Origin of the sequence: Nocardia fusca NBRC 14340, assembly GCF_001618425.1 — a bacterium.
Classification (GTDB): Bacteria; Actinomycetota; Actinomycetes; order Mycobacteriales; family Mycobacteriaceae; genus Nocardia; species Nocardia fusca.
This window is the reverse complement of record NZ_BDCU01000022.1, coordinates 30463-53490: the sequence shown is the minus strand read 5'-3', so window position 1 is coordinate 53490 and position 23028 is coordinate 30463. Positions and strand designations below refer to the sequence as shown.

Annotated in this window: 25 protein-coding genes; 10 read left to right on the top strand and 15 right to left on the bottom strand. The window is 67.1% G+C overall.

Going from position 1 to position 23028, the window contains the following annotated elements; all coding sequences use genetic code 11:
- The first annotated feature begins 5 nt into the window (after positions 1–5).
- Positions 6–479 carry a recombinase family protein gene (locus tag NF4_RS13010; protein WP_084533093.1) on the top strand — a complete coding sequence of 158 codons (474 nt, stop codon included), beginning with the start codon at positions 6–8 and terminating at the stop codon, positions 477–479.
- A 48-nt stretch (positions 480–527) separates the two neighbouring features.
- On the opposite strand, the gene NF4_RS13005 is transcribed toward NF4_RS13010, so the two are convergent.
- Positions 528–1136, bottom strand: a complete 609-nt coding sequence (locus NF4_RS13005) for a hypothetical protein (RefSeq protein ID WP_157120270.1) — start codon at positions 1134–1136, stop codon at positions 528–530.
- 742 nt (positions 1137–1878) lie between these two features.
- Between NF4_RS13005 and NF4_RS12995 the strand changes: the two genes are divergently transcribed.
- The 4 genes from NF4_RS12995 to NF4_RS12980 all read left to right on the top strand — a co-directional run bounded on the left by NF4_RS12995 (position 1879) and on the right by NF4_RS12980 (position 4115).
- Positions 1879–2451, top strand: coding sequence for a hypothetical protein (locus NF4_RS12995; protein ID WP_063127608.1), 573 nt, complete (start codon positions 1879–1881; stop codon positions 2449–2451).
- A complete protein-coding gene (locus NF4_RS12990; RefSeq protein WP_063127607.1) occupies positions 2452–3054 on the top strand; it encodes a recombinase family protein in 603 nt (200 codons plus the stop codon).
- A 130-nt stretch (positions 3055–3184) separates the two neighbouring features.
- Positions 3185–3430 (top strand): ASCH domain-containing protein, encoded by a 246-nt coding sequence (locus NF4_RS12985; protein WP_063127606.1) that lies wholly within the window; start codon positions 3185–3187, stop codon positions 3428–3430.
- Positions 3431–3491: 61 nt separating this feature from the next.
- The gene (locus NF4_RS12980; RefSeq protein WP_063127605.1) at positions 3492–4115 is read left to right on the top strand and encodes a hypothetical protein; all 624 of its coding nucleotides are present in this window, start codon (positions 3492–3494) and stop codon (positions 4113–4115) included.
- 84 nt (positions 4116–4199) lie between these two features.
- On the opposite strand, the gene NF4_RS12975 is transcribed toward NF4_RS12980, so the two are convergent.
- Entirely contained in the window at positions 4200–4400 is a 201-nt protein-coding gene (locus NF4_RS12975; protein WP_157120266.1) for a hypothetical protein, read from the bottom strand.
- Between the two features lie 845 nt (positions 4401–5245).
- Here NF4_RS12975 and NF4_RS36495 point away from each other — a divergent pair.
- Positions 5246–5440, top strand: a complete 195-nt coding sequence (locus tag NF4_RS36495; RefSeq protein WP_157120264.1) for a YjzC family protein — start codon at positions 5246–5248, stop codon at positions 5438–5440.
- Positions 5441–5554: 114 nt separating this feature from the next.
- Here NF4_RS36495 and NF4_RS38585 read toward each other — a convergent pair whose 3' ends face one another.
- Complete coding sequence (locus NF4_RS38585) at positions 5555–5872, bottom strand: hypothetical protein (RefSeq protein ID WP_063127603.1); 318 nt, start codon at positions 5870–5872, stop codon at positions 5555–5557.
- Between the two features lie 364 nt (positions 5873–6236).
- On the opposite strand from NF4_RS38585, the gene mobF reads away from it, so the two are divergent.
- Complete coding sequence (gene mobF / locus NF4_RS12965) at positions 6237–11009, top strand: MobF family relaxase (RefSeq protein ID WP_063127602.1); 4773 nt, start codon at positions 6237–6239, stop codon at positions 11007–11009.
- A gap of 64 nt (positions 11010–11073) precedes the next feature.
- On the opposite strand, the gene NF4_RS12960 is transcribed toward mobF, so the two are convergent.
- Positions 11074–11259 (bottom strand): DUF6011 domain-containing protein, encoded by a 186-nt coding sequence (locus NF4_RS12960; RefSeq protein ID WP_063127601.1) that lies wholly within the window; start codon positions 11257–11259, stop codon positions 11074–11076.
- Between the two features lie 76 nt (positions 11260–11335).
- Positions 11336–11515, bottom strand: coding sequence for a hypothetical protein (locus NF4_RS12955; RefSeq protein ID WP_063127600.1), 180 nt, complete (start codon positions 11513–11515; stop codon positions 11336–11338).
- A 22-nt stretch (positions 11516–11537) separates the two neighbouring features.
- On the opposite strand from NF4_RS12955, the gene NF4_RS12950 reads away from it, so the two are divergent.
- Positions 11538–11864, top strand: coding sequence for a hypothetical protein (locus NF4_RS12950; protein ID WP_063127599.1), 327 nt, complete (start codon positions 11538–11540; stop codon positions 11862–11864).
- A gap of 10 nt (positions 11865–11874) precedes the next feature.
- Here NF4_RS12950 and NF4_RS12945 read toward each other — a convergent pair whose 3' ends face one another.
- Positions 11875–12144: a hypothetical protein gene (locus NF4_RS12945; RefSeq protein WP_157120262.1), complete on the bottom strand. Its 270-nt coding sequence runs from the start codon at positions 12142–12144 to the stop codon at positions 11875–11877.
- A gap of 91 nt (positions 12145–12235) precedes the next feature.
- Positions 12236–12415 carry a hypothetical protein gene (locus NF4_RS12940; protein WP_063127598.1) on the bottom strand — a complete coding sequence of 60 codons (180 nt, stop codon included), beginning with the start codon at positions 12413–12415 and terminating at the stop codon, positions 12236–12238.
- Between the two features lie 327 nt (positions 12416–12742).
- Here NF4_RS12940 and NF4_RS37740 point away from each other — a divergent pair, with 327 nt between their 5' ends.
- Positions 12743–14191 (top strand): hypothetical protein, encoded by a 1449-nt coding sequence (locus tag NF4_RS37740; protein WP_157120260.1) that lies wholly within the window; start codon positions 12743–12745, stop codon positions 14189–14191.
- A gap of 415 nt (positions 14192–14606) precedes the next feature.
- Here the strand turns inward: NF4_RS37740 and NF4_RS12935 are convergent, their stop codons facing one another.
- The 7 genes from NF4_RS12935 to sucB form a co-directional block, all read right to left on the bottom strand.
- On the bottom strand, positions 14607–15023 hold the full coding sequence (locus NF4_RS12935) for a type II toxin-antitoxin system VapC family toxin (protein WP_063127597.1): 417 nt from the start codon (positions 15021–15023) through the stop codon (positions 14607–14609).
- The gene (locus tag NF4_RS12930) at positions 15020–15271 is read right to left on the bottom strand and encodes a FitA-like ribbon-helix-helix domain-containing protein (RefSeq protein ID WP_063127596.1); all 252 of its coding nucleotides are present in this window, start codon (positions 15269–15271) and stop codon (positions 15020–15022) included. The genes NF4_RS12935 and NF4_RS12930 overlap by 4 nt, the downstream gene beginning before the upstream one ends.
- Before the next feature lie 349 nt (positions 15272–15620).
- Complete coding sequence (gene lipA / locus NF4_RS12925) at positions 15621–16643, bottom strand: lipoyl synthase (RefSeq protein ID WP_030523915.1); 1023 nt, start codon at positions 16641–16643, stop codon at positions 15621–15623.
- Positions 16640–17419, bottom strand: a complete 780-nt coding sequence (gene lipB / locus NF4_RS12920) for a lipoyl(octanoyl) transferase LipB (protein ID WP_063127595.1) — start codon at positions 17417–17419, stop codon at positions 16640–16642. The genes lipA and lipB overlap by 4 nt, the downstream gene beginning before the upstream one ends.
- Positions 17416–17940, bottom strand: a complete 525-nt coding sequence (locus tag NF4_RS12915) for a GNAT family N-acetyltransferase (protein ID WP_063127594.1) — start codon at positions 17938–17940, stop codon at positions 17416–17418. The genes lipB and NF4_RS12915 overlap by 4 nt, the downstream gene beginning before the upstream one ends.
- Positions 17937–18827, bottom strand: a complete 891-nt coding sequence (locus NF4_RS12910; RefSeq protein WP_063127593.1) for a TIGR01777 family oxidoreductase — start codon at positions 18825–18827, stop codon at positions 17937–17939. Before NF4_RS12910 ends, NF4_RS12915 begins: the two co-directional genes overlap by 4 nt.
- A 12-nt stretch (positions 18828–18839) precedes the next feature.
- Positions 18840–20597: a 2-oxoglutarate dehydrogenase, E2 component, dihydrolipoamide succinyltransferase gene (gene sucB, locus NF4_RS12905; RefSeq protein ID WP_063127592.1), complete on the bottom strand. Its 1758-nt coding sequence runs from the start codon at positions 20595–20597 to the stop codon at positions 18840–18842.
- Between the two features lie 255 nt (positions 20598–20852).
- Between sucB and NF4_RS12900 the strand changes: the two genes are divergently transcribed.
- Positions 20853–21206, top strand: coding sequence for a hypothetical protein (locus tag NF4_RS12900; RefSeq protein ID WP_063127591.1), 354 nt, complete (start codon positions 20853–20855; stop codon positions 21204–21206).
- Between the two features lie 302 nt (positions 21207–21508).
- Here NF4_RS12900 and NF4_RS12895 read toward each other — a convergent pair whose 3' ends face one another.
- Entirely contained in the window at positions 21509–23020 is a 1512-nt protein-coding gene (locus NF4_RS12895) for a leucyl aminopeptidase (RefSeq protein WP_063127590.1), read from the bottom strand.
- Positions 23021–23028 lie beyond the last annotated feature (8 nt).

The following is a 23028-nucleotide window of genomic DNA, read 5'->3' as shown; positions in this document are numbered from 1 at the left end:
GCGCGGTGAATTCGGGTGGCACCGAGCCTTTCTACCAGTTGTGCCCGGTCCCGCGACTCGTCATCCGCCCTACCGAAGCATTCCAACTGTCCAATAAATCGCTCGACCGCCTCGGCCGCTCCCTGCAGGACCTGATCTCGATCGTGGCCGACCTGCGCCGCCGCGGTATTGGGTTCCGGTCCCTGCATGAAGCCCTCGACACCACCACCCCCGGTGGCCGGTTGGTGTTCCATGTCTTCGCTGCGCTGGCCGAGTTCATCCGCGAGCTCATCGTCGAGGGCACCCACGAAGGCCTCGCCGCCGCCCGGGCCCGCGGACAGCGCCTCGGCCGGCCACCGGCCATGAGCGAGGAGCAGATCCGGCAAGCCCGCGCGCTGCTGACCCGGCCCGACGAGTCGGTGTCCTCGATCGCGCGGCTGCTCGGAGTCTCGCGGACCACCCTGTACAAGTACCTTCCGGAGATGACCACAAAAGGCTGACAGACTCGGGTTACTGGGGCCCGGGCTTTGGTACGACCCGAACCACATTCACTTCCTGGCCTGCTGGATCTTGGCGACCCGCAGCCGCTGCCGGTATGCGCGTTGTCGGCAGGCATTGCTGCAGTACTTGGGACGTCGACCCGGCGCCTGCGGGTATATGCGTCGGCGGTAGATGATCTCGGTCCAGATCTCAGTGTCCGACCGATCGAGACTGTACCGAACAGGCAGCTCACACGGGCATTCCTGGCAGCGTCGACGCCCAAGTGAAGAGGTGTAGCCATGGTGCTCGCACCAGGTGATCGGCATCGACTCTATCCCGATGGTGGGCTCAGCGATATCCGCGGCGAAGTCCCCGATCCGCTGGAGCATTCGATCACGCGCGGCGGAGTCCAGCTCAGCGAGCATCGAACTCAGCTCTCCTCTGCGGCTCAGTATCGCCAGGATGATCCCCCACACGATGCTCCGGAAGTTCCGTGCGATGTGGTCTTGACGCCACTTCCCAGCCGCTTGGCGTAGGCGTTCGATTTCGTTCTGCGTCTCTGGAGAACGAAATTCACGTTCGAAATTGTCGGTGAAGAGTCGGAAGAACTGTTGCGCAGCCTCCGACGAGGTGATCGCCCTTTCCACTGGACCGCGATTCGCGAAGCGCTCGCTCATTCGGTCTCTCCCGACTCCATCGACTGCATGGAAGATTCCGTGGCCAAAGGGGTGTGATCCCCGCTGGGACCTGCCTCCTCGCCCTGCCTCCCGAGACGCCGGAACCCGAACGCGGCCGCGAACGCCGCGAAGATACTCGAAGCCTCGCTTCGTGGTGCCCGGAACAAGGCAGTAACCGTCACCAGCGTGATGGCGGCGAGAAAGAGGACTGCCGGCCATACACCGGCTGCCGCGGTCGAACTAAGGGCATGAACGATGCTGCTGTACAAGAGACCTCCGAAAACGACGAAAGCCCCCGGCACGGCGCCGAGGGCTTCAGATGTTGGTTCGATTGTGGGAAACAAAAAGCCTCAGTCCGCAGACTGAGGCTGGTTGAGGACACAGATCCTCCTGATGAGACAGGCTATCAGGCGGACCATCCCACGCCAAACCCACACCCGAGCATCGTGAACCCGCTGGTCCGATGGCAGTTTTCACGTGCCGGTCAATCTGGTACCTACTCGTAACGCCTTCGCCGATCTCCGCGGTCGCCGCACGCGGGGTGCAGCTTCGGGCACGGGCGCCTATGCCTGCAAAAAACCTGACATGAGCTGTGTGAAGGTTTCGAGACACCCGGCCGAGACCGCCGGTGCCGGAGGGTAATCCCACGTCAACTAGTCGCATATTCTTATCTCGAAATTCCGTCTCAAAATCTCGTCACATGGTAAAATTATGAGACAGTTTCGAGGTGAGCGAGGCAGGTATGACAAGCAATTCGGCTCCGACCGGCGTACCCGACCACGTCCGCGACGCAGTTCGCGCGGCCGGATGGAACGGCGTCGTACTTCCCAGGACGAAGGTCAGCGACTACACGGTGCACCCGATGGTCACCATCGATGCCCACATCTGGGCCGACCGCGTGACCGCGGGCCAGCGTCCGGAGCTCGACCGGTCCACCCTCGCTCTCTGGGAGGCATGGACCGCCGATCTCGGCGCACCACCACCGCGCCCGGCCGTCTCGATCGTCGGATTCGTCTCCACCGCCACCCGCGCCGCGACCGCGCTGGAAACCCTCGACGCACTGGCCGGATATGGCGCCGGTCTCTGGATCGCCACCGGGCCCCGCCGGCCGCGGACCCTGACGCTCGCCGAATTCAACCTCGCCGGGATCTGGGTCATACACGCCCACCTCCACCAGGCCGGAGTGCTCGTGCACGGGCGTCGCGGACCAGTCCACACCGCACAACGCGGGGTGGCGCTGCGGCACAAAGAGGAACTGCTGTTCGCGCGAGCACTCGACAGCGTGCACGCCCAGAATGGACAGGTGGTCGCATAGATGGATCTCGGCTACGCCCGCGTCTCCACCACCCACCAGGACCTCGAACGCCAGCTCGTCGCACTCGCCGAACACGGGATCGACGCCGACCGGGTCTACGCCGACAAGAAGACCGGCGCCACGGTCGACCGGCCCGAATTCAAGAAGATGCTGAAGTACGCGCGGGAGGGCGACACGATCGTCGCTACCAACCTCGACCGGCTCGGCCGCAACCTGCGCGAGTGTCTCAACGTCATCCACGACCTGTCCGAGCGCGGGATCGGGGTGAAGACCCTGCGGGACCCGCTGCCGATCGACACCACCGACACCTCAGGCATGGCCGAACTCAGCGTCGCGATGCTGGCGCTGTTCGCCCATATGGAGCGCGTCTTCATGCGGGAACGGGCCGCTCACGCGCGTGAAGTCGCTGCCGCCCAGGGCAAACAGCCCGGCCGGCCGCGCAAGCTCAGCCCGGCCCAACTCGCCATGGCCCGGGCCGCGCTGCGCGAGGAGCAGCCCATCGAGCAGGTCGCCGAGGCATTCGGGGTCTCGCGGGCCACCTTGTACCGCTACCTCGCCCAGGACGCAGAACAGACCCAGATCGAGATGGAAGAGAAGGAGTGAGCCCATGGCACGGCTCATGTCAGTAGCGCTGACCGAACCCCAGGTCCGAGCATGAAGCAAAACCGTCACCCGGCGGATGGGGTGGCACGTCCTCCAGCCGGGAGACCGGCTGACCCTATGCCGCAAGGTCATGGGCCGTCGCCGCGGTGAGCCGCTGGTGCGGATCGTGGATGTGCGGGTGCTCGCGGTCCGTCGGGAACGCCTCGACGAGATCACTGCCGATGAGGTCCTGGCCGAGGGGTTCCCGGAGATGAGCCCGGCCGAGTTCATCGAATTCTTCTGCGGCAGTCACAAGGGCTGCACCCCGGAGAGCACCGTCACCCGGATCGAGTGGCGATACCTCGGCCAGGAGCAGGAGCAGTACGCGCTGCTGTAGCGCGACCCGTAGAACCGCCGGCGCTCGACCGGGCGCCGGGAAACCGAAGAAAGGAAGACCAGTGATCAACTGGGAAAACAACCTCCGCACCGCCGACCCGGAGGTGCTGGATATCGCGCAGAGCGACTGGGACGAGTGCCGGTCCTACTTCGGCCAGGAGACGGTGATGTGGGCCGACGCCCTGCGAGTCGCCGCGTTCGGCGGTGCCGAGGGCGGCGGATCGTGCGGGCACGGCGCCGAGTTCCTGCTGCCGGTGGAACTGCTGCTGGAGATGCCGGGCCCGCTGGCGGCCGCGCTGGCCGGCGTACCGCTGGAACTCCCCGAAGGCCCGTGGCCGAACTGGGCCCGCACTGATCACCCGATCGACTGGCCCACGCTGATCACCGCAGACCCCGACCATCTGACCTGGGACCAAGGCATGCTGGAGGCCAACATGGGCGCCAGCGGTAACAGCATCACCGCCGCCTACCAGCTCCTGGACGCTCACGGCCTCTACCCGTACATGGATGTCTGCCTGTGGTTCGGGCTGGACGGACGGTTCTCCGTCGAACCCACCGCGATGTGGTCAGAACCCGGTGACCTCGCGCTGAGCCGCCAGGTCGACGACATCCTGGTGGACAGCGGGCGCCCGCGTGACCGGCTGCGCTACGAGCAGGCACCCTGGTTCTGGATGCTGGACGCCTGATATCCCCGAATGAAAGAGAACCGGCCGGCCGTTACCCGGCCGGTTCTCGTATTTCAGGGTCGCATACACCGAAGCGGATGATCCTCAGGACAGGTCGACGATCATCCCGACCACCGAGCACCCGACGAGCAGCGCCGTGGCCGCCGCCGCGAACCCCGCGCCGATGGCGACTGTGCCGCCCAGGTTCCGGCGCTGCGCCAGGATGACCGCGCCGAGACCGGCTATGCAGCTGGACAGTATGACGGTGGCGGCGACCAGTGCGATCACCACAGGAGAGAGATTCATGCCTGCCCCCATCCGTTCCGGGTGCAGGCAGGGGAAACCGCGATGCTGCGGCGATCTTTCGTGTGCATGGCCGCAGAAGATAGGTGAAGGGGATGAAACAGCCTGCCACCTCGGACTTTGGGTGGAGCTGGATAGCGTGATGCCAGCATGGCGGGGCCTCCGGAACCGAATCGGGTGGATGGTCTCAAGAGCCCGGCCCGCGGCCAGCGGCGCAAATAGTGTTCGGCCCCAGAGTAACGCGGTGATCCGATGGGGTTCTGTGCCGGAATCGGCGTGTCGCCGAGGCCTGGTCCCGAGGGCGCCCGCAGATCCGGTGGGGAGATCGCTGCGGTGACTGAAGTCCGTTCGGCGCACGCGGTCGAGTGATCTCGAAAACTTGCGTTTCGTAGCGCATTCGACGCGTGAAACACAAGTTGTGGTGGCGCTCGGCGATTCGACCCCCAAGGGGTAGTCTTCATCTCGTCGAAGCGTTTGAACAGAACGAGCCTCACATCGGGGGCTCCGGCGTGAGGCTCGTTGGCAATGCACTTGTGATGGGGTGCCCCGCCAACGTACCGCAGATGGGCTTGCCCAGTAGGGATTGGGAAGCCCGCCGGCACGGAATCGGCGGGAAGGAGGTAAGAGGGTGAGCACGCGTCGAATCACGATCCGACCGGGTCAGAAGAAGACGATCACGCTGCCCGGGCCGGTGCGCAAGATCACCATTCGCCCGGTGAAGCCGCGGTAGTCCCCTGAACTCGCGTATGCCGCCCAGCCTTCGGGCCCTGGGCGGCATATCGCGCCATCTCCTCGTTGCTCATCGCATGTGCGGTGGGCGGCATTCAGCATGCACAAGGAGGGCCATCGTGCCTGCCAAGAAACCATTGAAGCCCGGTAATACCGCTCCGAACTCAGGGCAGTACGAAGAGGTCGGCCCGCGCGGCGGTCATACCGGCAAAGAATCCACCGGGGTGAAGGGCAAGAAGCTGCCGCCGACGTCGAAGCCGGGCCAGGGCTGGAAGCTGGTGGACCCGACGAAGAACAAGTCCGGAAAGGGGTAGCCCCGGCTACCGGATCGGCTACACCGACCAACTGAACACAGCGAAGGTGGCGCAGACCGCGTAGGTCCGCGCCACCTTCTCGTTGCCGGGGCACCGTGCCAGAAGTTCGGCGACTCACTCCGCCGGCGCAGCGTCCTGCACGGCTTTGGCTTTCAGCCCTTCCAGCTCCTCATGGGTGAGGCTGCCAATGAACCGGGCCTGCCAGGGCTGGCGGAGACTGTCGATCCAGGCGCCGGCGGAGGTCTCGCGGAGCATGATCTCCCGGTACCAGTCGTGGTCGATCCCCTTCATGTTGGAGTTCTGCATCTCGCGGATCTTGTCCGCCCGGATGGTGATCGCCCACTCGACCTGTTTGGGCGACCCTGTCTCCGGCCACCCGGCGGCGCGGGCCGCGTTCGCGTTGGCGGTGTTGACGGCGTCGTGCTCGCTCATCCCTCGATGGTGCATCGGCCCACCGACAGGTGCCGCGCCTCCGCTCCCGGCCCGGCTCGGTGGGGGAGGTACTGCCGCGGGCCTGCGGCCCTTGCCGCCGAAAAGCCGAGGCCGGCAATATCGGTGGGTCCGGGGAGGAGGGAGCTACCTCTCACCTATCCCTAATTCCACACTTCCTGTATGCCATCCTTTTCCTTTCCCTGCCCTTCCCCTCACTTCAAATCTCCCTCCCATCAACCTCTCTCACAGCCACCTACCTCCTCTAATTCATCCTCTCTATAACTTTTCCAGCACACCTGGTGCTCCCAGGTCACGAAAAGATCACGGCGAAACCTCCGATTTCGGGCGTACTTTCGGTGAAGTGATGTCGTTAGCGAAACTCGGTACCGGAGACGGGTTCCGCTATTACCTTCGCAACATCGCGACCAACGACATCGACGATCGCGGCGCAACACAGGATCTTTCGAGCTATTACAGCGAGCGCGGTGAGGCTCCCGGCCGCTGGATCGGATCGGGCTTGAGCGAGGTCGGTATCGCCGAGGGCGAGCGGGTGACCGAATCGCAGATGCGGGCCCTGTTCGGGCACGGCCTGCACCCGAACGCCGACGCGGTGATCGCCGCCCAGATCGAAGCGCTGATGGCCGAGGGCATCTCGTACAGGGCGGCGAAGCTCTCAGCGATCCGGATGGCCCGGTTGGGCCGGCCGTTCAGCGTCCACACCGAGGCCGACTACTCCTACCGCCAGGAGTGCACCCGCGCTTACGCCGCCTACAACGCCGAGCAGGGCCGAGTCGAGTACGCCCCGGTCCCGGCGGTGCAGCGGGCCAGGATCGCCACCGAGGTCGCCGTGGAGATGTTCACCGTGGAAACCGGTCGGGCGCCACTGAACGCGCAGGAACTGTCGGGCTGGGTAGCGCGTGCTTCGCGGCCCTCACGCAAAACGGTGTCCGGGTTCGACCTCACATTCACGCCGGTGAAAAGCGTGGCAGCGGTGTGGGCGCTGGCATCCCGCGAGGTCGCCGCCGAGATCGAGGCCGCCCACCACGCCGCGATCCGTGACGTGATCGCCTTCATCGAGCGTGATGTGCTGCGGACCCGGGTGGGTCGCCACAGCGTGCGCCAGGTCGAAGTGCTCGGGCTGATGGCCACCCTGTTCGACCACCGCTCCTCCCGCGCCGGCGACCCACTGCTGCACACCCACGTCGTCATCTCGAACCTGGTCAAACGCTTCGACGGGCAATGGGGGTGCATCGACGGCCGCGCGATGTACCGGTTCAAGGTCGCCGCCTCCGAGATGTACAACACGCGACTCGAACACCATCTCGAGATTCGGCTCGGGATGCAGTTCACCGAACGCACCGCCCGCCGAGGGAAACGCCCGGTCCGCGAAGTCGAGGGTGTGGACCTGCGACTGACCGAGGAATGGTCGAAACGGTCAGCGGCGATCGACGCCGAACTCACCCGCCGCACCGCGCAGTTCATCGCCGATCACGGCCGCGAGCCCACCCCGGACAATCTCTACGACCTGGCCCAAGAGGCCACGTTGAAAACCCGAGGTCACAAGCCCGAAGCCCGCACCCGCGCCGAGGAGCGCCAGCAGTGGCGTGCCGACGCCGCCCAGGTCCTGGGCCCCGAGACGGTCCAGACGATGCTGGCCGAGGCGCTGAATCGCCCGGCACCCGACCGCGATCCCGTGGACCCGGGCGCAGTCGCCGCCCAGGTCGTGGCGGTAGTTGCCGAAACCCGGGCGACCTGGGAACTCAACCACGTACGTGCGGAGACCGAACGCCAGCTCCGAGGTCTGGTCGATCCGGACGAGTGGGCCACCACCGTCGATGCGGTCCTGGCGGCCGCGCTCGCGCCGCCGCTGTCGATCCCGCGCGGCACCCCGGACCCGGAGACCGCGCCCGGGGTACTGGCCCGCAGCGACGGCACCTCCGTTTACACCACAACCAAGGCCCAGCTCTTCACCAGCCCCGCAATCGTCGCCGCGGAACAAAGGTTGATCGCGGCGAGCCTGCGCACCGGCGGCCGCACCCTCCCTACGACCGCAGTAGATGCCGCCCTGGTGGAGTTCGCGGCCAACCACGACGGCGCCGAACTCAACCCCGAACAACAGGCCATGGTCCGCGAGCTCGCCGGATCCGGGGCTCGGCTGCAGGTCGCGATCGCGCCCGCCGGTACCGGTAAAACCACTGCGGTCGCCACCCTGGCCCGGGCCTGGACCGGCGACGGAGGCACTGTGGTCGGTCTGGCCCCGACCGGCGCGGCCGCGGCGAACCTGCAAGACGAGCTCGGCCACCACTGCGCCACCGTCGATATGCTGCTCACCCTCACCCGCACCGACCGGGCCGAATCCGAACTGCCCGAGTGGGTGCGCTCGATCGGGCCCGACACGATGGTGGTCCTCGACGAGGCCGCGAAAACCCCCACCCTGGCCCTGGACTCGGCAGTGTCGTGGCTGCTGGAACGTGGTGCCAGTATCCGCGCGGTCGGCGATGATCGGCAGCTGGCGTCGGTGGCCGCCGGCGGCGTGATCCGCGATATCGTCCACCACGCCGGGGCCCCCACCCTCACCCGTGTCGTGCGCTTTTCCGATCCCGGTGAGCAGGCTGCCAGCCTCGCGCTGCGCGAGGGCGATCCGGCCGCTATCGCCTACTACGCCGACCACAACCGGATCCATGTCGGCGCCCTCGGCGACGCCGTCTCCTCGGCCTGGCGGGGCTGGCGCGCCGATACCGCCCAAGGTCGCGACAGCATCCTGCTCGCCCCGACCCGCGACCTGGTCGGCCAGCTCAACGCCCTGGCCCGCGACGAACGACTCACCCGAACCGGCGGACCGGCCGGGCCCGAAGTCCGGCTCGGTGACGGCCTGGCCGCCTCGGCCGGCGACATCATCACCACCCGCCGCAACAACTACTCGCTGTGGATCTCGCGCACCGACCACGTCCGCAACGGCTACCGCTGGCAGGTCCGCACCGTCCACAACGACGGCCGGATCACCGCCGCCCACCTGGGATCCGGGAAACACGTCACCCTGCCCGCCGACTACGTCGCCGAACACGTCGACCTCGGCTACGCCACCACCATCGACACCGCCCAAGGCCTCACCGTCGACACCTGCCACGGAGTACTCACCGGCCGGGAATCCCGCGCCCAGCTCTACGTGCTGGCCACCCGGGCCCGCAACGGCTCCCACCTGTACCTGGCGACCGCCGAGCCCGTCGACGACCTCGACAACGCCCACGCCTGGCGGGCCCTGCATCCGCCGACCGCGCTGGACCTGATGACCGAGATCCTGTCTCGCGACGGCACACAAACCTCGGCGACCACCACTGCCCGCGAAGCGAGTGACCCACGCCGGCAGTTCGCGCATGCGGTCGACGCCTACCTCGATGCCCTCGGCCTCACCGCTGTTGCGGTCCTGGGCGATGAGCGCCGCGCCCGGCTCACCGCGGCCGCCGAACGGCTGGTGCCCGGGATCACCGACGAAGAAGCCTGGCCGGTGTTGCGCCAAACCCTGCACCTGGTCGCCCTGGACGGCCGCGACCCGATCGCTGAACTCACCACCGCCGTCAACGCTCGCGAGCTCGACACCGCCGACGACAAAGCCGCCGTGCTGGACTGGCGGATCGGCCGGCCCACCGGCGGCGGACCGATCGACTGGCTGCCCGCACTCCCGGACCAGCTGCGCACCGAACCGACCTACGGCGAATACCTGCAAGGCCAGTGGTTCACGATCGCGCACGCGGTCAAGGACATCGACCGCGCCGCCCGCGCCTGGACCCCGGACAGCGCGCCGACGTGGGCGGCCGCGATCGGTGGAGTCGGGCCCGACCTGCTCGCCGAACTGGCCATCTGGCGTTACGCCCACGCCGTACCCGACAGCGACCGCCGCCCCACCGGACCGCCCTGCTACCCCACCGCCGAACGCACCGCCCAGCAACGCCTCGACACCACGGTCGCCGAGAAGATCGGCAGCCTCGACACCCACACCCGCCGGTGGGCGCCGCTGGCGCGTGAGGTCGACGAACGCCTACTCGGCGACCCGTACTGGCCGGTGCTGGCCGCCGAGCTGTCCCAAGCCCAGGACACCGGCCACGACACCGCCACCGACGTCCGGGCCGCGGCCGCCCTGCGACCGTTGCCCTACGAACAGCCGGCGGCCGCCCTGCACTGGCGGCTCACCGACACCCGCGGCGAACCCGGTGACCGAGAACATCTCCGCCGGTATCTCCAGGCCGACCCGCTGCGCGCCACCCCCGAGTTCCTGCTCGGCATCAAGGGGCTCCAGCTCTACGAGAAGTGGCGCAAGAGCAACCGGGATCGGTGGCGGGCCAACAAAGACCTCGCCTCCGCCCAGACCTCCGTCGGCGACCTCGACAAGATCCATGACCGCGAGAAAGCGAAAATCGCAGACATCACCGCCGCCCGCAAAGCCGAAAGCACCCGGGAGAAGTGGGAGCAGGTCGCACAAGCCGACCACCGACAGTGGTGGACAGCCCGAGAACTGCTCGGTGAGGTCAAGCGCTGGCAGTGGTGGCTCAAAGCCGACCGCCAGGCCGCGCACGACGAAAGCCTGGCCCGCTACGAAAAAACCCAGGCCGGATTCGAGAAGGCCAAAGACGCAGCACGCAAAGCAAAGACCAAGGCCGAGAAGACCGCGGGCGCCTCCTACAACTGGGATACCAGACTCACCAAAGCCCAGACGTTCATCGAGAACTACGAGACTGAACGGGCCTCGCGCCTGGAGAGAGTAGCCAGCGAGAAACAGCGGGTAGCCCACCACGAACAGGCCGACCAGCAGCTCCGCGCCCGCATGCAACAGATGCTCGACGAGAAACAACGCCGCATCGACATGCCCGAACCGCAGCGCCGCATGGAAGAGGCCCTCCGCGACGACGCCCCCGGCAGCACCCACGAAGACGCGCACGACCCCGAGGCCTGGCATGTCGCGTTCCGCGACGCGCTCTCACACCCACCCGAAGCGTCCGAACCCCACCCCTACTGGGATATCGATGACATGTTCGGCGGGTCGGCCCGCGCCCAGGCCGGCCGGGCCGTCGATATACGGATGCACCGCAGCGGCCCGTCCCCCAATTCCGGGCCCAGCCGCAGCCACGGATACGGCCTGTGACACCCAGCCGGATACAGGTCCAGTCATTCAGCCCAGCAGCGCTACCGGTGAACCCCGGAGGGTCTCACGCCGCGACGTCGAACAAAGCCAGCGGCGGCGGAGCCGCAGCCGCCCGCTGCTCGGCCCGCTCACGGACCGCGCAGGTCGGCCCGATCCCTTCGGCGATTGAGCGCGGCGACAACAGCCAGCCATGACAACGGCGGCAGACCGCGACCAGCTTCACGGTGGGCCGTTCCTCGGTTTCGGCCATCTCTCTCCTCCGGCCAGGTCAGCTACGCCGTGAGGATCGCACGCCCCTCCGACACCGGCCAGTCGTAGAGACGCCGTCAGCCGGTGGAGTCCACCCGGACCAGGGCGCCCAGCGGCATGGAAAAGGGGTACCGACCAGCGGCGGAGTCGTCTACCGACTCGATAACCGCCCGGCCCTCGTCGGGATCGACCTCGTGCACCACGAAGATCAACGCACCGGACTCACCGATACGGACCTGGTCGCCGACTTCGATCACGGACAGGAGTTTACTCGCAAGTATGTTCGAATCCTGGAACGACGAGTTCTCCGCGCCCCTGCGGCGTGTCCTGGACCCGCCGACCCCGGTCCTGGTGGATCTGAACGTCGTCCTCGCACCCGAGCCAGGTTTCCGCCGCGACGCCATCTCGATGCGCACCAAGACCGCCGGCCTGGACACCACCGCCACCGTGCCCGGCCTGCTCTATGCCTGGGCCAGGTCCGTGACCGGCGGGTGGATCGGATACGTGCATATGGCCATCCCGACCGGCAACCGCGGCGGCTACGTCGAAACCCGCCAGTGGTGCCCCGCCCACGCGCTGACCCAGAACGAGGACCGGAAGCCCTGAGCGGAGCGGGTCAGAACAGCATGAGCAGGAGCAGGACCACGAGCGCCGGTGGTATCAGGTAGATCCACCACATCGGGAACGGCTCCACATGCGGCAGACGCCCTTCCCGTTCCAACTGCTCTATCCGGCGCCGGCCATCGAGGGCGCGCGGGTTGACCGGACGGGACGGCTCGGGCAGCTGGTAGGGGCACGTCGGGATCGGGTGGTAGGCGATGTGGCACCGCGGATTCTGGCACGGGTAGGAGCCGGGCCCGAACCGGAACGGCTGTGTGCGGTCCATACGCACCATCATGACCGGTGACACCGACTATCGACGGCGTACCGGGAACAGCGCCTCCGGTGGCAAGCGGGCGGAGCCCGCGCGGCAGTACTCAGGCGGTGAGGATCTCGATAAGCCGGCGCCGCGCGGCGGCGTCCTCGGCAGTGTCGATCAGGGCCCGGAAGAGCGTGGCTTTGGTGAGCGTGCGCCGGCCGGTCTCGCGACGGAGAGCGTGCAGGAGATCGTCCCAGCTCTCGGCGTCGGCCGGATCGAGCCGGACAGACCAGTTCACAGTGGCGGCGCTGTCGCCCGAGACTTGGCGGCGACGGTTGCCGCTGAATTGCTGTTAGGTACGCAAATCACCCGTGACACCGTCCCTGCATGCGAGGATGATCAGACTGGAACCGAACGGTCTTGTCTATCTGCTGTCACTGGCGAGCTGCAAGGTATTCAGTTCCTCCGAGGAGGCTCGATGTCGGCATTCAAGTGGGAACCGGTCACGCAGATGTCAAACCGCTGGTTGGCAGCTGCACCAATGGTCGCTATGCCGCACCGGCCGGAGCGCGAATCACAGCAAACCGAGGTAGAGCCATGAAGAGCGAAACCCGTGGGAGGATCTGTGTCGAACTACAGCTTCGCAATCGAATCCGTCAACGTCGCGTCCTGTGGAATGCAGCGACCCTATTGGGACCGCCTTCTCATGACAGTGAATATAGAACATATTGTAATAGGACCTGAGGGTTACGAACGAATTATCCTAGCTTCAAAATCAGGCGACATTGGATACTGTGGTCCAGGTCAGACTATAGACATCCGATCGCGTACAACTGGGGATGGATCACCTTGGAACTTCGATGTGCCTGTTCCGGAGCAAGACGGCGACCTTCGGGTGAGGGTACTTCTCAACAATGTTCGAAACTTGGAAGACAAAGAGGTTGAGCGACTGGTTGCCCAGCTGACAATAATCGGAGCCGAGGTCGCCGCGGGAGCACTTGTTCATGGCGCAACTAAAGGGGCGGAAATTGCCCTAGCCGTATTCTTCGGTCTTACCGGTTTTGGGCTGGACAAGGTCGTCGAAGATATATTCAAGGATCCGCCGAATTGTGTGGGTCTCGTATATGACGAGGATGTGAGCATCTCTCCCGACTCGTTGGACAAGCTCCCGTACAACGCGACCGCCCCTACGCCTCAAGGCTATTTCTACAGTGAGAAGTACTCACTGTCGTTTCCTCAATCTGGGTTAAGGCCAGGAACCAGTTGTGGAACTTTCTCAGGGCGTGTCCGCTACGAAGTCGTGCGCACCGTCCCCTACCCGCCCTTTGGTAGTACGCCGAAGGTCGACAAGCGCCATCTCGAACTCGATTCGATCGATCCTAAACAGATGAGCGGGAGCTGGGCCGATTACCCATCCTCATCGTCAGCGAGACCGAATGTGGTTCTCTGGATCCGACCTACCGGAACTCCCTGGCAAGATGGATTCGATATTGATATCCGAGAGAAGCACTATGCAGACGACGGCCGCGTAATGGAAATTTTGGTAGCTTCGCACACTGGTATGCAGTTAGAGAAATCCAGTGTTATGGTACCGCGAAAGAAGAATGTCTTTGGAGAGCCCGAGTTCGTTCCAAACCCCTTGCTGGATCTCAATGGCGGGGGCATTCTGAAGTTTCATCCGGAGACAATTGCCCTTGCTGATCGTCTTCAACGCCGGTCAGCAGTATCGACCGCTGGCAGCATGGTCGGATTCAAGGGCGGCGGGTATTCCCCGGTTTTCGATCCTGAATTCGAACAGGCCGAACAGGCTAGGGTGGCCGCCGAGATCAACGCCATCCAGTATGTAAGAGAGCTTAATCTTCCGGATTTTTCTGGATTCGATTTGGCGTCCTATTTCAAGACGACCATGTCAATATCGCTGCCGGGTGGGGTTCAACTGAGTTTTTGGCAGGAACTTCTTCAAGAAGGAAGCGTTGTTCGGTCCAGTGGGGTGGTAATGAGGTATACAAGGTGGCCCGATAGTCGTGCCACACTTACCGACACGTGGATGGCCCATTACACGCCAGTTAAATAGCTGGACGATAACCCTAGGTCGCTGAGGTGGCATTCGCGGCCTCGTACCTCCCGCCCAGATGCTCGCGGACAAACCGATGGTGGCGTTTCGCGGGTCCACAATGGCATGGCGATCCGGCCCGCATCCGCCGCCCCGGCGACCCGCTCACGCCCGAGGAATCCGACCTCCGCGACCGCCTTCAGGCCCAAGTCCTCCAGCGTCCAGACAACCAGTAGCCAGCGGGAACCTTCAACGCCGCACCCATCCCTGACCAGGGACTACACCATATCCGTTGTTTTTTCGGCGAGTTCTACCGGAACCCCGTTTCTCACCGGAGTGGGCTGTGAATCTGGCGGCCGGGGGCGAGCCGACTGCCCTGGTGGAACCGATCTTCTCGTCGATCGTCGCGGGGGCCGTGCTGTCGTGCGGAGCGTGACTACCCCCATGGGTCGATTACGCGCACTCCAGCGGCTCGGAAGGGAGCTGTATCCCGGGTGGCCACGGACATGCTCACGGCCTCGGCTGTAGCCGCGATCAGGCCGTCGGCGGTGGCAATCGCCTTCCCGGCCGCGCGGGCGGCGGCCATGACCTCGGCGTAAGCGGCTGAAGCGGCTAGATCGAAGGCGAGCACACGGCCTGTGAACAACGGCAATACACGAGTCTCGAATCTGGTTTTCAGGAGGTCTCTGCGGCGTCCCGCGGGCATGGCGGCAATCCCGAAACGCAGCTCGGCCACGGTGACAGCCGACAGGTACAAGGTGTGAAGGGGCTGCGCGTCGATCCACTCGACCACTCCGGCCTCGGGTGCTTTGCGTAACGGTTCGGAGATGACATTGGTGTCGAGGATGATCACCCGAACTCCAGCGGGTCGGTAGGTCGGCGGTCTCGGAGGGCGAGTGCGTCGACCTCGTCATCGGTGAGTTCGATTTCCTTGCCGATATCGCTCAGCAGAGTGCCGAGGCCGACCTGCGGTGTGGGTGAGACGGTTTCGATGAGGATCGCCCGGACCTCGGCTTCGGTGCTGCGTCCGTGCTGGGCCGCTCGGACGCGGAGCGCCTCACGCACGTCATCGGGAAGATCCCGGACTGTCAGTCTCGCCATAGATGCTCACCCGCCTTCGCTTGCCGTCAACAGCGTCATTGACTTCAATGCCTTCATTGTACTGCATGCGGTGTTCCCGGTTCGGTTTCTCGACCGAGTGTCGAGGGACGGTGGTGATGCGCTGCAGGGTATGAGCGAAAATGGCCATCATGACCATCCGGACCCGGGGGCGTGTGCGGCGGAGGCGCTTCGTCCTGTCGGTGCCTCGTCGGCCCGGGCGGACTCGCCGGTTCCACGAGAGATCACGGCCCGATCCGGCGAGCCGGGCCCGGACTCTCCATCGTGGGTAGGGCAGTTCGCGGAGCGGGCTCCGATCCGCCGGCGGTACCGGCGAATCGGAGCGGGATTCTCAGACCCGGGACCCGAACCGTTCCAGCACGGCGCTGGCCTCCTGGGTCGCGGTGCCCTCGGCGGCGAGATGCGCCATGGCTTCCGGGATGGGGCGGCCGTGGTGGGCCATGGCCTGGGCGTACAACCGGCCCGCGCGGTAGGAGGAGCGGACCAGCGGCCCGGCCATCACTCCGGCGAAACCGATCTCCTCGGCGACCTTCGAATGTTCCACGAACTCCTCGGGTTTCACCCAGCGGTCCACCGGGTGGTGGCGCGGCGAGGGGCGCAGGTACTGGGTGATGGTCAGGATGTCGCAGCCCGCCTCGTGCAGGTCGCGCATGGCCTGGGTGACCTCGTCGGGGGTTTCGCCCATACCGAGGATCAGATTGGACTTGGTGACCAGGCCGTCGGCGCGGGCCGCGGTGAGTACCTCGAGGGACCGTTCGTAGCGGAAGGCGGGGCGGATCCGCTTGAACACCCGGGGCACGGTCTCCAGGTTGTGGGCCAGGACCTCCGGGCGGGAGGAGAAGACCTCGGCGAGCTGATCCGGTTTCGCGTTGAAATCGGGGATGAGCAATTCGACGCCGGTGGCCGGGTTGAGTTTCTTGATGGCGCGCACCGTTTCGGCGTAGAGCCAGGCGCCGCCGTCCTCGAGGTCGTCGCGGGCGACGCCGGTGATGGTGGAGTAACGCAAGCCCATGGCCTGGACGCTCTCGGCGACCCGGCGGGGTTCGTCACGGTCCAGCGGCGAAGGCTTGCCGGTGTCGATCTGGCAGAAGTCGCAACGCCGGGTGCACTGTTCGCCGCCGATGAGGAAGGTGGCCTCGCGGTCCTCCCAGCATTCGAAGATATTGGGGCAGCCCGCTTCCTCGCAGACCGTGTGCAGGCCCTCGCGTTTCACCAGGCCCTTGAGCTCGGTGTATTCCGGGCCCATGGTGGCGCGGGTGCGGATCCAGCCGGGTTTGCGCTCGATCGGGGTCTCGGCGTTGCGGGCCTCGATGCGCAGCAGTTTGCGGCCGGCGGGGGCTTGGGCGGAGGTCATGCGGTGGCACCTTTCGGATCGCGTGCCGCGGTGGCGGCGGCGGGGTCCGCGACGGCCGGGGTGGCGGCCCGCGGGATATCGTGCTCGGTGACCGGGATATCACCGTCGAGTGCGGCCGGAATGATCTCGGCGATACGCGGTGTGACCTCGGCGACGGTGACCTCGCGGCCGAGTTCCTGGCTCAGGCTGGTCGAACCGACATCACGGATCCCGCAGGCGACGATGGCGCCGAACGCGCCGAGATCGGCATTGCAGTTCAGCGAGATGCCGTGCAGGGTGACCCCGCGCTGCACCCGGATCCCGATCGAGGCGATCTTGCGCTCGGGCAGCAACCCGGACGCGGGCAACCAGACGCCGGAGCGGCCGGGGACCCGTCCACATTCGACGCCGAGATCGGTGACGGTCCGGATCAGGGCCTGTTCGAGGCGCCGGACGTAGTCGACCACATCGATCGGTTCGGCGAGCCGGATGATGGGGTAGCCGACCAGCTGTCCCGGACCGTGCCAGGTGATCTTGCCGCCCCGGTCCACATCGATCACGGGGCTGCCGTCGGTGGGCCGATCGGCCTCCTCGGTACGGCGGCCCGCGGTGTAGACGGAGGGGTGTTCGAGCAGGAGCAACGTGTCGGTGCCGGCGCCGTCCGCCCGGAGGGCGGCGAGTTCACGCTGCAGATCCCACGCCTGCTGATAGTCGATGAGACCCAGTTCGCGCACGTCGACGGGGGTGCTGTCGTGGCGAGCCGACCGGGTTGCGGTGCGGGTGTTGTTCACCTTCATGACGTTACGCTCATCTCCAGGGTGAGCTGCATCAGCGTCAGATCCATCCAGCGGCCGAACTTGCGGCCGACCTCCGGAAGTACGCCCACCGTACGGAAACCGAATCGTTCGTGCAGGGCGATCGAACCGGTATTGCTCGATTCGATGGCCGCGACCATGGCGTGGATATCACCGGCCTTCTCGGCGCGGGCGATCAGCTCGGCCAGCAGGGTGGCACCGATCCCGCGTCGCTGGAACCGGTCGGCGATATAGACCGAATTCTCCACGGTGTGGCGATAGCCGGATTTGGGCCGCCACGGCCCGTAACTGGCGTACCCGGCGAGTTCGCCGCCGACCTCGGCGACCAGTACGGGACGGCCGTGTTCGGTGCGGTTGCGGAACCAGGCGATGCGCTCGTCGAGTGCCACGGGTTCGTCGTCCCAGATGGCCGTGGTCTCGGCGATGGCGCGGTTGTGGATCTCCAGGATCGCGGGAAGATCCTCGGTCCGTGCCTCCCGGACCGAGGTGGCGCCGGCGGTCATCGGCCCACCGCGGCGGCCAGTGCCGCACCGACGGTGGCATGGCGGAACTCGTACCCGGTTTCCTCGAGCACCCGCGGCAGGGCCCGCGGACTGTGCAGGATCGCTTCCTCCGCGAACTCGCCGATCACCAGGCGCAGCGCGATACCCGGGACGAACAGCGGTGTCGGCCGATTCAGGGCCTTACCGAGCGCGCGGGTGAAGGCGGCATTGGTGACCGGAGCGGGACCCACGGCATTGAGCGGACCGCGTACCGATCCGTTGGTGAGCGCATGCCGGATCGCGCCGATCTCGTCGTCGAGCGAGATCCACGGCTGATACTGGCGTCCGCTGCCCAGCCGGCCGCCCAGACCCAGCAGGAACAGTGTGCGCAGTTGCGGCAGCATGCCACCGGCGCCGGTGAGTACGACCGCGCTGCGGAGCAGCACCGTGCGGGTCCCGGCCTCGGTGGCGGCGTGGGTCGCGGCTTCCCAGTCGTGACACAGCGTGGGCAGGAAACCGGTTCCCAGGGGGCCGCTCTCGTCCACCGCGCGCACACCGGTGTCCCCGTAGTAGTGGACTCCGCTGGCATTGACCAGTGTCGGGACGCCGGCCCGCGCCACCGCCGTCGCGAGGACATCGGTCGGGGTGATCCGGCTGTCGCGGAGCAGTTGTTTGTACGCGCCGGTCCAGCGTTTGCCGCCGATACCGGCCCCGCACAGGTTCACCACCGCGTCGACGCCGTCCAGGATCCGCGGATCGAGCTCCCCCTGTGCGGGATCCCAGCGACGCTCGTCGGGCGCGGCGGCCGGTCGCCGGACCAGCCGGATCACCTGCTCTCCGTCGCGGCGCAACGCCGCGACGAGCGCGGTTCCGATCAGTCCGGACGAACCGGCCACCACAACCGACATCGTCGTCGCCCCTTACAGGCCGAGATCGGCCTCGAACGCCGCCTCTTCCAGGCGGTGCCGGATGGTCGTGAGGAACCGGCCGGCATCCGCACCGTCGACGAGGCGGTGATCGTAGGTCAGCGGCAGGTAGCACATCGAGCGGACGCCGATGAACTCGCTACCGGACTCGTCGGTGACCACGGTCGGGCGCTTCACGATGGCACCCGTGCCCAGCATCGCCGCCTGAGGCGGGACCAGGATCGGGGTGTCGAACAGGGCGCCCTGGCTGCCGATATTGGTGATGGTGAAGGTGCCACCGGCCAGCTCGTCCGGCTTCAGCCCGCCGGTGCGGGCCCGGTTGGCGATATCGGCGATGGCCCGGGCCAGACCGGCCAGCGACAGGTCGCTGGCGTTGTGGATCACCGGGGAGAGCAGACCCTGTTCGGTGTCCACCGCGATACCCAGGTGCACCGACGCGTGGTAGGTGATCTCCTTGCTGTTCGCGTCGTAGCTGGCATTGACGTTCGGGTGCACCCCGAGCGCCTCCACCACGGCTTTGGCGAAGAACGGCAGGAAGGTCAGGTTCACGCCCTCGCGCTTGGCGAATTCGGCCTTGGCCTGCTTGCGCAACGCGGCGATCTTGGTGACGTCGGCCTCGTGTACCTGGGTGAGCTGCGCGGTGGTCTGCAGCGACTCCAGGGTCTTGGTCGCGGTGATCTGGCGGATCCGGTTGGCCTTCTTGGTGGTTCCGCGCAGGGCCGCCAGCGCGGGGCTGGGGGCGGCGGCCGCCTTGGCCGGTGCCGCGGCGGCGGGAGCGGCGGCCGCCGGAGCCGCGGCGGCCGGAGCCTGCTTGGCCTCGGCGGCGGCGAGCACGTCCTGCTTGCGGATCCGGCCGCCGACACCGGAACCGGTGACCGACGCCAGGTCGACGCCGTTCTCCTCGGCCAGTTTGCGGACCAGCGGGGTGACGTACGGGGTGGCGCCGTTACCGGAGGCAGCCGGCGCGGGAGCCTGGGCGGCGGGGGCCGGAGCGGCAGCCGCGGGCGCGGGGGCAGGCGCCGGTGCCGGTTCCGGGGCCGGCGCGGGAGCCGGTTCCGGAGCGGGCGCGGGAGCCGGTTCGGGCTCGGGGGCAGGGGCAGGGGCGGGGGCGGGGGCCGAACCGCTCGCGGGAGCGCCGGAGCCGATCACACCGAGCTGACCGCCGACCTCGACCACGTCGTCTTCCTGCGCGGTGATCTCCAGCAGGGTGCCCGCAACGGGGGACGGGATCTCGGTGTCGACCTTGTCGGTGGAGACCTCGAGCAGCGGCTCGTCGACCGCGACCTCGTCGCCGATCGCCTTCAGCCACCGGGTCACGGTGCCCTCGGTGACCGATTCGCCGAGCTCCGGCATCTTCACCGAGGTACCGGCGGCGGCGGAGGCGGCGGCGGGCGCCTGGGCCTGGGCGGGCTCCGGTTCCGGTGCGGTGGAGGCCTGCTGGGTCTGCTCGGCGGGAGCGGACGCGGGTTCGGCGGCGGCCGGTTCGGGAGCCGGGGCGGGCTCGGCGGCCTCGCCGGCGTCACCGATGACACCCAGTTCGCCACCCACCTCGACGACGTCGTCCTCATTGGCGACGATCTTCGTCAACACACCCGCCGCGGGGGACGGGATCTCGGTGTCGACCTTGTCGGTGGAGACCTCGAGCAGCGGCTCGTCGACCTCGACCGTGTCTCCTTCCTGCTTCAGCCACCGTGTCACCGTTCCCTCGGTGACGCTCTCACCAAGAGCGGGCATCTGGACGGAGAAGGCCATGTCCGTTGACTCCTCTAACTGCTCGACGGGTCTACAACAGTTCGTTCCGGTGGATCCTGTCGCGGGTCGCGGCGGTGTTCCAGCCGGCGTTCATTCTGCGCGGCGCCGGAGATCCGTGTGGTTGTTGTTCCGTCCACCATCCTTGCATTCGCCGCGCGACGCGTTTACCGGAGGGCATCCAATTTTGGTAGCTGGCACCATGGAATCACCGCCGGATGCGGCGGGATTCGGGTGGTCGGCAGGAGGTCGGGGGCAATGGGTTTGCTGGACCGTTTTCGTCGTGTCACGGCCGGGCGCAGCGGAGTTTCCGGAGGTCGGGGCGCGGAGACCCGCTACCTGCGCGAGTGGGTCCGCACGCATGGCGGGGTCGAGGGCTTCGTCGAACCGAAGACCACTGTGACGGATGTCACGGTGGTGTTGGTTGCCGCAGATGGTGAATGGACCCGGCGGGTCGTCGGCGAAGGCGGCGCCCGCCGCCTCGCGCGGGATCTGTCGATCCCGGTGTACGACGTCGAGCGGACCGGATATCCGCAGCGTATGCGCGATTACGACGCGCGCAGGCGGATCGAGCGCAGACGTGCCACCGAGCGCGAACTCGGCGAGCCGTGAACGCCTGCCGGGCAGGCACCCGGCAGGCGTGCCACCGCACCGGCCCGCATGTCCGGAGCCGCCCGGAACAGCGCGTCCTGCCGGATCTCGCGGCCGGTTCGGCTGCCGACGCCGATCGTGGGTAACCGGCGCGAACAGGGCCGGTGAGCCCGGCCGCCGGGCGGCACACCGTCGCGCATGCAGCACCGCCGATCCGCCGGCGGAAATCGCCGGGGTCGCGCCGCCGCGACTCGGCGGCGCGACGCCCCACCCCGTTCCGGTTGCTGGGGCGACCGGACGGCCGCCCGGCAAACCGCGGGCCGCTATTCGGCGGCGATGTCCTCCAGCACCGCGATGAGGGTGCGGACCGGGACACCGGTGCCGCCTTTGCCGATGTAGCCGAAGGGCCCACCGGTGTTGTAGGCCGGGCCCGCGATATCGATATGGGCCCATTCCACGCCCTCGGGCACGAACTCCTTCAGGTACGTGCCCGCGACGAGCATGCCGCCCCACCGATGCGACGTCGCGTTGACCATATCGGCGACCTTGGAGTCCAGATCGGCGCGCAACTCCTCGGGCAGCGGCATCGGCCAGCCGTGTTCACCGACACCCTGTGAGATCCGGGCCACCCGGTCGCGGAATTCGTCGGTACCCATCACACCCGGGGTGCGGGTGCCCAGCGCCACCATCTGGGCACCGGTGAGAGTGGCGACATCGATGAGGTAGTCCGGGTCGTCCTCACCGGCGCGGACCATGGCGTCGGCCAGGATGAGCCGGCCCTCGGCATCGGTATTGGTGACCTCGATGGTGGTGCCGCCGTACTGGGTGAGCACATCACCGGGCCGCTGGGCGGTACTCGACGGCATGTTCTCCGCCATCGGGACGGTGGCGATCACGGTGACCGGCAGACTCAGCCGCGCAGCGAGCAGCGTGGTCGCCACGACCGCGGCCGCGCCGGCCATATCCGAGGTCATGTTCTCCATGTTCGCGGCCGGTTTGATGGAGATACCGCCGGTGTCGAAGGTGATGCCCTTACCGACCAGCGCAACCTTCTTCTCGCCGCCCCGATAGGTGAGCCGGACCAGGCGCGGCGGACGCGACGAACCCTTGCCGACCCCCAGCACTCCGCCGTAACCGCCGTCTTCCAGGGCTTTCTCGTCGAGTACCTCGACCTCGAGGCCGGCGCCTTCGGCCAGCAAGGCGGTACGGCGGGCGAATTCGGCCGGGTACAGATGGCTCGGCGGGGTGTTGACGAAATCACGGGCGGTCGCCACGGCTTCGGCGCTGAGCTCGGCGCGCAGCAGCGCGTCGCCGCCGAATTCGGGTTCCGGGACGAGCAGTTCGACGCGGGCCAGTGACGCGGCCTCCGGCTTCGGCGCGGATTTCGCGGAGCGGAACTCGGTGAAGGAATAGGCGCCGAGGTAGAAACCCTCCACGGCGGCGCCGATATCCAGGCCGGACAGGGTGGTGACCGCGCGCGCGACCCCGGTCAGGGAGCGGGCGGCCACCCCGGCGCTACGGCGGATCTGCTCGGCGTCGATATCCGCCGCGCCGCCGAGCCCGACGGCCAGCACACTGGCGACGTCGTCCAAACCGGCGGGAGCCGGAACCCGGACCAGCTGTTCGGCCTTGCCCGTGGCGCCGACCGCGGTCAGCTGGTCGAGCAACCGGGTGCGCACGTCGGTGTCGAGCACATCGCCGAAGAGGTCCCCGGGGACGAGGACGGGACCGTCGTCGGTGGTGGCCAGGCCGACGACGAGGACATCGGTGCCGGGTTCGATGGTCTGGGTACGTGCCAATTCCGGTCCGAGCGGACGATCTGCGACTGCGGTCATGGCCCCAG

Coding starts and splice junctions, on each gene's coding strand:
- NF4_RS13005 (WP_157120270.1), bottom strand. CDS start 1,136: ATGAGCGAGCGCTTCGCGAATCGCGGTCCAGTGGAAAGGGCGATCACC.
- NF4_RS12995 (WP_063127608.1), top strand. CDS start 1,879: ATGACAAGCAATTCGGCTCCGACCGGCGTACCCGACCACGTCCGCGAC.
- NF4_RS12990 (WP_063127607.1), top strand. CDS start 2,452: ATGGATCTCGGCTACGCCCGCGTCTCCACCACCCACCAGGACCTCGAA.
- NF4_RS12985 (WP_063127606.1), top strand. CDS start 3,185: ATGGGCCGTCGCCGCGGTGAGCCGCTGGTGCGGATCGTGGATGTGCGG.
- NF4_RS12975 (WP_157120266.1), bottom strand. CDS start 4,400: ATGAATCTCTCTCCTGTGGTGATCGCACTGGTCGCCGCCACCGTCATA.
- NF4_RS38585 (WP_063127603.1), bottom strand. CDS start 5,872: ATGAGCGAGCACGACGCCGTCAACACCGCCAACGCGAACGCGGCCCGC.
- mobF (WP_063127602.1), top strand. CDS start 6,237: ATGTCGTTAGCGAAACTCGGTACCGGAGACGGGTTCCGCTATTACCTT.
- NF4_RS12960 (WP_063127601.1), bottom strand. CDS start 11,259: ATGGCCGAAACCGAGGAACGGCCCACCGTGAAGCTGGTCGCGGTCTGC.
- NF4_RS12950 (WP_063127599.1), top strand. CDS start 11,538: ATGTTCGAATCCTGGAACGACGAGTTCTCCGCGCCCCTGCGGCGTGTC.
- NF4_RS12945 (WP_157120262.1), bottom strand. CDS start 12,144: ATGGACCGCACACAGCCGTTCCGGTTCGGGCCCGGCTCCTACCCGTGC.
- NF4_RS12930 (WP_063127596.1), bottom strand. CDS start 15,271: ATGGCGAGACTGACAGTCCGGGATCTTCCCGATGACGTGCGTGAGGCG.
- lipA (WP_030523915.1), bottom strand. CDS start 16,643: ATGACCTCCGCCCAAGCCCCCGCCGGCCGCAAACTGCTGCGCATCGAG.
- lipB (WP_063127595.1), bottom strand. CDS start 17,419: ATGAAGGTGAACAACACCCGCACCGCAACCCGGTCGGCTCGCCACGAC.
- NF4_RS12915 (WP_063127594.1), bottom strand. CDS start 17,940: ATGACCGCCGGCGCCACCTCGGTCCGGGAGGCACGGACCGAGGATCTT.
- NF4_RS12910 (WP_063127593.1), bottom strand. CDS start 18,827: ATGTCGGTTGTGGTGGCCGGTTCGTCCGGACTGATCGGAACCGCGCTC.
- sucB (WP_063127592.1), bottom strand. CDS start 20,597: ATGGCCTTCTCCGTCCAGATGCCCGCTCTTGGTGAGAGCGTCACCGAG.
- NF4_RS12900 (WP_063127591.1), top strand. CDS start 20,853: ATGGGTTTGCTGGACCGTTTTCGTCGTGTCACGGCCGGGCGCAGCGGA.
- NF4_RS12895 (WP_063127590.1), bottom strand. CDS start 23,020: ATGACCGCAGTCGCAGATCGTCCGCTCGGACCGGAATTGGCACGTACC.